The sequence below is a fragment of the Stenotrophomonas sp. 2YAF22 genome (assembly GCF_052114665.1).
Classification (GTDB): domain Bacteria; phylum Pseudomonadota; class Gammaproteobacteria; order Xanthomonadales; family Xanthomonadaceae; genus Stenotrophomonas; species Stenotrophomonas indicatrix.
In genome coordinates, this window is sequence record NZ_JBFRFE010000201.1 from 1 (window position 1) to 6,579 (window position 6,579).

Below are 6,579 nucleotides of genomic sequence, written 5' to 3' on the forward strand. Positions count from 1 at the left end.
CGTCATTGGCCGTGCCGGCATTGGCACCGGCGTTGAGCGAGATGGTGTACGGGGTCAGCGCCGAACACTGCGCGGTTACGGTGCCCTGGCCCAGGGTCGGGGTGGCGGTGGTGGAGGCGGCGGTACCGAAATCGACGTTGGTGGCGGCGGCCGCAGTGATGGTGCAGGCCTTGGTGACCACCAGAGTGACGTTGAACGTAGTGGTGTCGGCGGCGGCGGCCGGGCCTGCCACCAGCAGGGCCAAGGCCCAAGCCCAGGGGGAACGAACGGTGGATCGCATGGACAACCTCCCTGACCCGAAGGTCCGTTGAACAGCGCGAAGTCGGCACGTTCGGCGCCGATTTGACGACAGTGGGGCCAGCGTAGGCACCGCAAGTGTCTGTATTCCGTGAGAAACAGGCGATCGAAAGGGTGTGGCTCATCACGCTTTCACGTTCCTTGCCGGATCCGTGCATGCCCCGGATCGCCAGTTGGGTGGCGTTCGTTCAGATTGCGGCCGGATCGGCGATAATGGGAGCCATGAGCGTGAATATCAAAACCCCGCAGGAAATCGAGATGATGCGCATCGCCGGCCGCCTGGCCAGCGAAGTGCTCGACATCGTCACCCCCCACGTCAAGCCCGGTGTCACGACCGAGGAACTGGACCGCATCTGCCACGACCACATCGTGAACGTGCAGGGCGCCATTCCGGCCAACGTCGGCTACCGCGGCTTCCCCAAGACCGTGTGCACCTCGGTCAACAATGTCATCTGCCACGGCATTCCCAGCGAAGGGAAGGTCCTCAAGGATGGCGACATCATCAATATCGACGTCACCGTCATCAAGGACGGCTGGCATGGCGACACCAGCCGCATGTACTTCGTCGGCACCCCGTCGGTGATGGCCAAGCGCCTGGTCGACGCCACCTACGAGGCCATGTGGCGCGGCATCCGCGCGGTGCGTCCGGGCGCAACCCTGGGCGACGTCGGCCATGCGATCCAGAGCTACGCCGAAGGCGAGCGTTTCAGCGTGGTGCGCGAGTACTGCGGCCACGGCATCGGCAAGGTCTACCACGATGAACCGCAGGTGGTGCATTACGGCCGTCCGGGCCAGGGCCTGGTACTGCAGCCGGGCATGACCTTCACCATCGAGCCGATGATCAACGAGGGCACCCGCTACAACAAGGTGCTGCCCGATGGCTGGACCGTGGTGACCAAGGACCGCAAGCTGTCGGCACAGTGGGAGCACATGATCGCGGTCACCGAGACCGGCGTGGACGTGCTGACCCTGTCGCCGGGCGAGTCGCAGGTCTCCTGACGATGCTGCCGGCGAGTTCGCTGCTGGACACGCCGGCCGCGTCGCTCAACGACCCGGACTGGGCTGCTGCCGCGCGCGACGCGCTGCAGCAGGCCGATACGCGCCTGTACCGCCGCTTCGACCAGGGCGACAACATCGAGCGCCTGCTGGCACTGCGCGCGCGCGCGGCCGATCACCTGATCCGCCATGCGTGGCAGCGCTGCCTGCCGGCCGACAGTGGCCTGTCGCTGTTTGCGGTCGGTGGCTATGGGCGCGGTGAACTGTTCCCGCGCTCGGACATCGACCTGCTGGTGTTCGGCGATCCGCAGGCGCAGCTGGCCCATGAAGAGGCGCTCGCGCGCCTGTTCGCGCTGCTGTGGGATTGCGGCCTGGCGGTCAGCCACGCGGTGCGTTCGGGCGGGCAGTGCAGCGAGGCTGCAGCTGACCAGACCGTGCTGACCGCGTTGATCGAAGCGCGCCCGCTGATGGCCGATGAGGCGGCGCGGCGTGCGCTGCGTGCGGCAGTGGATGACCGCGAACTGTGGCCGCCGCGTGCGTTCTTCCTGGCCAAGCTGGAGGAACTGCGCAACCGCCACCAGCGTTTCGGCGACACCGCTGACAACCTGGAGCCTGACCTGAAGGATGGCCCCGGCGGCCTGCGCGATCTCAACACGCTGGGCTGGATGGCGCTGCGTGCGTTTGGCGTGCGCGATCTGGAAGCGCTGGTCGGCCTGGGCCACCTGGGCGCTGACGAGGCCGCGGCGCTGAAGCGCGAACGTGCGGTGCTGGCGCGACTGCGCTTCGGCCTGCACCTGGTGGCGCGACGCCCGGAAGAGCGCCTGCGCTTCGATTACCAGAAGACCCTGGCCGCGCGCCTGGGCTTTGAGGACGATGCCGAGAGCCTGGGCGTCGAGAAGATGATGCAGGGCTTCTACCGCGCCGCTTCGGTGGTGCGGCGGATCAGTGATCGTCTCCTGCAACGTTTCGAGGAACAGTTCGATGGCGAGGCACAGCCTGAGCCGCTGACCGTGGGGTTCGCGCTGCGCCGTGGCTATCTGGCGGCCAACGATGCCGACTGGCCGAATGCTGACATCGGCCAGGTCTTCGCGCTGTTCGCCAGCTGGGCGAACAATCCGCAGATCCGTGGCCTGCATTCGTTGACTGCGCGCGCGCTGGCCGAATCGCTGCCGTTGCTGCCTGCCTATGACCAGGCAGACCCTGATGCGCGCGAACAGTTCATGGCCCTGCTGCGTGGCCAGCGCCCGGTCGACACGCTTTCGCGCATGGCGCGGCTGGGCGTGCTCGGGCAGTGGATTCCCGCATTCGCCCAGGTCAGCGGGCGAATGCAGTTCGACCTGTTCCATGTCTACACCGTCGACCAGCACACGCTGATGGTCCTGCGCAACATGGGGCTGTTCGCCAGCAGTCGCGCCGATGAACGTTTCTCCATCGCCCACGAAGTCTGGCCGCGCCTGCGCAAGCCCGAACTGCTGCTGCTGGCCGGCCTGTTCCACGACATCGCCAAGGGGCGCGGCGGCGATCATTCCGAACTGGGCGCGGTCGATGCACGGGCGTTCTGCCACGCGCAGGGGCTGAGTGGTTCGGATACCGAACTGGTGGCCTGGCTGGTCGAACAGCACCTGCGGATGTCGGTGACCGCGCAGAAGCAGGACATCGCCGATGCGGACGTGATCCATCGCTTCGCGACCCTGGTCGGCAGCCGCGACCGCCTGGATTACCTCTATCTGCTGACCTGCGCCGACATCGCCGGCACCAGCCCGAAGTTGTGGAACGCGTGGAAGGACCGGCTGCTGGCCGATCTGTATTTCGCTACCCGCCGCGCGCTGCGCGAGGGCCTGGAGCATCCGGTGCCGGCCGCCGAGCGCGTGGCCGAAGCGCGCGACAGCGTGCGTGCACTGGTGCGCGAGCAGGGCTACGACGATGCCACCATCGATCGCCAGTTCGCGGTGATGCCCGACGAAGGCTTCATCCGCCTGCGCCCGGAACAGCTGGCATGGCAGGCTGCCGCGCTGATACCGATCAAGCAGGGCCAGACGCTGGTGAAGGTTCGCCGGATCAGCGTCGATGATCCCGCGCTGGAAGTGTTCGTGCATTCGCCGGACCGTGACGGCCTGTTCGCCGCGATCGTGATGACCCTGGACCGCAAGGGCTACGGGATCCACCGCGCGCGCGTGCTGGATGGTCCGGCAGACACGATTTTCGATAATTTTGAAGTGAGCCCGGCCGATACGTTTGCCGATGGCAGCAGCGCCAATCTGGAAGCGGCCCTGCGCGAGGCGCTCAGTGGCGACTTGGCGCGGCTGCGTCCCTCGCGCCGGGTGGTGCCACGCCAGCTGCGCCACTTCCGTTTCGCCCCGCGCATCGAGTTCCGCGATGAACCCGGCGCGACCCGTTTTGCCTTGGTCGCGCCCGACCGCCCCGGCCTGCTGGCCGACGTGGCGTTCGTGCTGCGCAACCAGGGATTGCGCGTGCAGGACGCGCGCATTGCCACATTCGGCGAACGCGCCGAAGACACCTTCGTGATCAGTGACGAACACGACCTCCCCCTGACTGAATCCGCCCGGCAGCAGCTGCATGACGCAATGCTGGCCTGCCTGGACCCTGATCGAAACGCCGGAGACTCCGCCTGATGGCCACCAAGCCCGTAAAGAAGACTGCCGCGACCGCCAAGAGCGCAGCAGCCAAGAAGACCGCTGCCGCTGAGCCGGTTGCGAAGAAGACTGCCGCACCGAAGAAGGCTGCGGTGAAGAAGGGTCCGGCCAAGACCGCAGAAGCCGCGCGCGCCGAGAACATCGCACGCAAGTCGCTGCGCAAGCCGGCCGGCCCGGGCGTGGAAGAACTGAAATTCGGCATCGAAAGCGCTTTCGAGCGCCGCGCCACGCTGACCCTGCACGAACTGGAAGGCTCGACCCGCCCGCTGGTCAACCGCGTGATCGACGGCCTGGAAAGCGGCGAGTTCCGCGTCGCCGAGCCGGACGGCCAGGGTGGCTGGAAGGTCAACGAATGGCTGAAGAAGGCGGTGCTGCTGTATTTCCGCGTCAACGACATGGCCGTGGTCGATGCACGTCCGGCACCGTTCTGGGACAAGGTCGAATCGCGCTTCGCCGGCTATGACGAGGCGAAATTCCGCCGCGGCGGCGTGCGCGTGGTGCCGGGTGCGATCGCCCGTCGCGGCACGTATTTCGGCAAGGACGTGGTGCTGATGCCGAGCTTCACCAACATCGGTGCCTACGTCGGCGAAGGCACGATGGTCGATACCTGGGCCACCGTCGGTTCCTGCGCGCAGATCGGCCAGCACTGCCATCTGTCCGGTGGTGCCGGCATCGGCGGCGTGCTCGAGCCGCTGCAGGCCAGCCCGACCATCATCGAAGACCATTGCTTCATCGGTGCGCGTTCGGAAGTGGTGGAAGGCGTGGTCGTCGGCCATCACAGCGTGATCGGCATGGGCGTGTTCCTCAGCCAGAGCACCCGCATCTACAACCGCGCCACCGGCGAAATCAGCTACGGCTACATCCCGCCGTACAGCGTGGTGGTGTCCGGCTCGCTGCCGAGCAAGGACGGTACCCACTCGCTGTACTGCGCGGTGATCGTCAAGCAGGTCGATGCCCGTACCCGCAGCAAGACCAGCGTCAACGACCTGCTGCGCGGCCTGGCCGACTGACGGAGCCGCACGCATGAGCACCACCGTCTACGGTCTGAAGAACTGCGATACCTGCAAGAAGGCGACCAAGTGGCTGGACCGCTTCGGCGTGCCGTACACCTTCGTCGACTACCGCGACAACAAACCCAGCCCGGAAACGCTGCTGGAATGGGCGGCACAGCTGGGTGGCCTGGCAGCGATGGTCAACAGGTCCTCCACCACCTGGCGGCAATTGCCGGACAACCGCAAGGCCGCCGATTCGGAAGCGGAGTGGAAGCTGCTGCTGCGTGAATACCCGCAGCTGATCAAGCGCCCGCTGGTGGTGACCGCCGACGGCAAGGTGAGCCAGGGTTTCAGCGACAACGGCTTCAAGGCGCGCTTCGGCGTGGGCGGCGCGTGAGCGCCGTCCTCGACCTGGCCTGCGATCTGATCGCACGGCCATCGGTGACCCCGGACGATGCCGGCTGCCAGGTGCTGATCGGCGAACGTCTGCAGGCGGCGGGTTTCACCTGTGAGCACCTGCGGCTGGGCGAGGTCGACAACCTGTGGGCCACCCACGGCAGCGGCGCACCGGTGCTGGTCCTGCTGGGCCACACCGACGTGGTGCCGCCGGGCCCCCGCGAAGCGTGGCAGAGCGATCCGTTCGCACCGCAGATCCGCGATGGCGTGCTGTACGGTCGCGGCACCGCGGACATGAAGGGCAGCGTGGCTGCGTTCGTGATCGCTGCCGAACAGTTCGTTGCCGCCCATCCGCAGCACACGGGCACGCTGGCGGTGCTGTTGACCAGCGATGAAGAAGGCGATGCCATCGACGGCGTGCGCCATGTCGCGCGCCTGTTTGCCGAGCGCGGCCAGCGCATCGACTGGTGCATCACCGGCGAGCCGTCGTCCACCGCCACGCTGGGTGACCTGCTGCGCGTCGGGCGGCGGGGCAGCCTGTCGGCCAAGCTGCGCGTGCAGGGTGTGCAGGGCCACGTGGCCTACCCGGACAAGGCGCGCAATCCGATCCATCTTGCCGCGCCGATGCTGGCCGAACTGAGCGCACGGCGTTGGGACGAGGGCTACGAGAGCTTCCCGGCGACCAGCCTGCAGATCTCCAACATCCATGCCGGTACCGGCGCCAACAACGTGATTCCCGGTGAGCTGGAGGTGGATTTCAACATCCGCTACAACCCGCATTGGGATGCAGCGAAGCTGGAAGCGGAGATCACCACGCTGCTGGACCGTCATGGCCTGCATTACACGCTGAAGTGGCACCGCAGCGGCGAACCGTTCTACACCCCGGAAGGGACGTTGCGGGCAGCGGCGCGCGCGGTGCTGGCCGAGCACACCGGTCGCGCGCCTGAAGAGAGCACCGGTGGTGGCACCTCCGATGCGCGCTTCATCGCACCCCTGGGTGCGCAGTGCATCGAAGTCGGCCCGGTCAACGCCAGCATCCACCAGGTGGATGAAAACGTGCGGGTGGACGAGCTGGAAGCGTTGCCGGGGCTGTACCAGCGACTGGTAGAGCGCCTGCTGGTGTAGCGCTCGTCCACCGGGTTTCTGTGGATCCGCCGGGCATGGCCCGGCGCTACTCCGAGAACTGGAAGAACGGCGGCTTGATCGCTTCGCGCCAGTACGACTCGTCGGCCATGTAGAAGCCC

Annotated in this window: 6 protein-coding genes; 5 read left to right on the forward strand and 1 reads right to left on the reverse strand. The window is 66.9% G+C overall.

Annotated elements, in window-relative coordinates:
- The coding region (locus tag AB4Y84_RS09900; protein WP_442250077.1) for a spore coat protein U domain-containing protein at positions 1–280 on the reverse strand (280 nt) is incomplete at its 3' end.
- 173 nt (positions 281–453) lie between these two features.
- On the opposite strand from AB4Y84_RS09900, the gene map reads away from it, so the two are divergent.
- The 5 genes from map to dapE are packed head-to-tail and all read left to right on the forward strand — an operon-like array spanning position 454 to position 6,460.
- A complete protein-coding gene (map, locus tag AB4Y84_RS09905; protein WP_080277585.1) occupies positions 454–1,296 on the forward strand; it encodes a type I methionyl aminopeptidase in 843 nt (280 codons plus the stop codon).
- A gap of 2 nt (positions 1,297–1,298) precedes the next feature.
- Positions 1,299–3,926 carry a [protein-PII] uridylyltransferase gene (locus tag AB4Y84_RS09910; protein WP_442243751.1) on the forward strand — a complete coding sequence of 876 codons (2,628 nt, stop codon included), beginning with the start codon at positions 1,299–1,301 and terminating at the stop codon, positions 3,924–3,926.
- Positions 3,926–4,957 (forward strand): 2,3,4,5-tetrahydropyridine-2,6-dicarboxylate N-succinyltransferase, encoded by a 1,032-nt coding sequence (gene dapD, locus AB4Y84_RS09915; protein WP_312787012.1) that lies wholly within the window; start codon positions 3,926–3,928, stop codon positions 4,955–4,957. Before AB4Y84_RS09910 ends, dapD begins: the two co-directional genes overlap by 1 nt.
- 13 nt (positions 4,958–4,970) lie before the next feature.
- Positions 4,971–5,336: an arsenate reductase gene (locus AB4Y84_RS09920; protein ID WP_025877641.1), complete on the forward strand. Its 366-nt coding sequence runs from the start codon at positions 4,971–4,973 to the stop codon at positions 5,334–5,336.
- Positions 5,333–6,460, forward strand: coding sequence for a succinyl-diaminopimelate desuccinylase (gene dapE, locus AB4Y84_RS09925; protein ID WP_442243750.1), 1,128 nt, complete (start codon positions 5,333–5,335; stop codon positions 6,458–6,460). The genes AB4Y84_RS09920 and dapE overlap by 4 nt, the downstream gene beginning before the upstream one ends.
- The last annotated feature ends 119 nt before the right edge of the window (positions 6,461–6,579 follow it).

What these genes read in the sequence shown, in the direction of transcription:
- AB4Y84_RS09920 (WP_025877641.1), top strand. Translation starts at nt 4,971, where the DNA reads ATGAGCACCACCGTCTACGGTCTGAAGAACTGCGATACCTGCAAGAAG.
- AB4Y84_RS09910 (WP_442243751.1), top strand. Translation starts at nt 1,299, where the DNA reads ATGCTGCCGGCGAGTTCGCTGCTGGACACGCCGGCCGCGTCGCTCAAC.
- map (WP_080277585.1), top strand. Translation starts at nt 454, where the DNA reads ATGCCCCGGATCGCCAGTTGGGTGGCGTTCGTTCAGATTGCGGCCGGA.
- dapD (WP_312787012.1), top strand. Translation starts at nt 3,926, where the DNA reads ATGGCCACCAAGCCCGTAAAGAAGACTGCCGCGACCGCCAAGAGCGCA.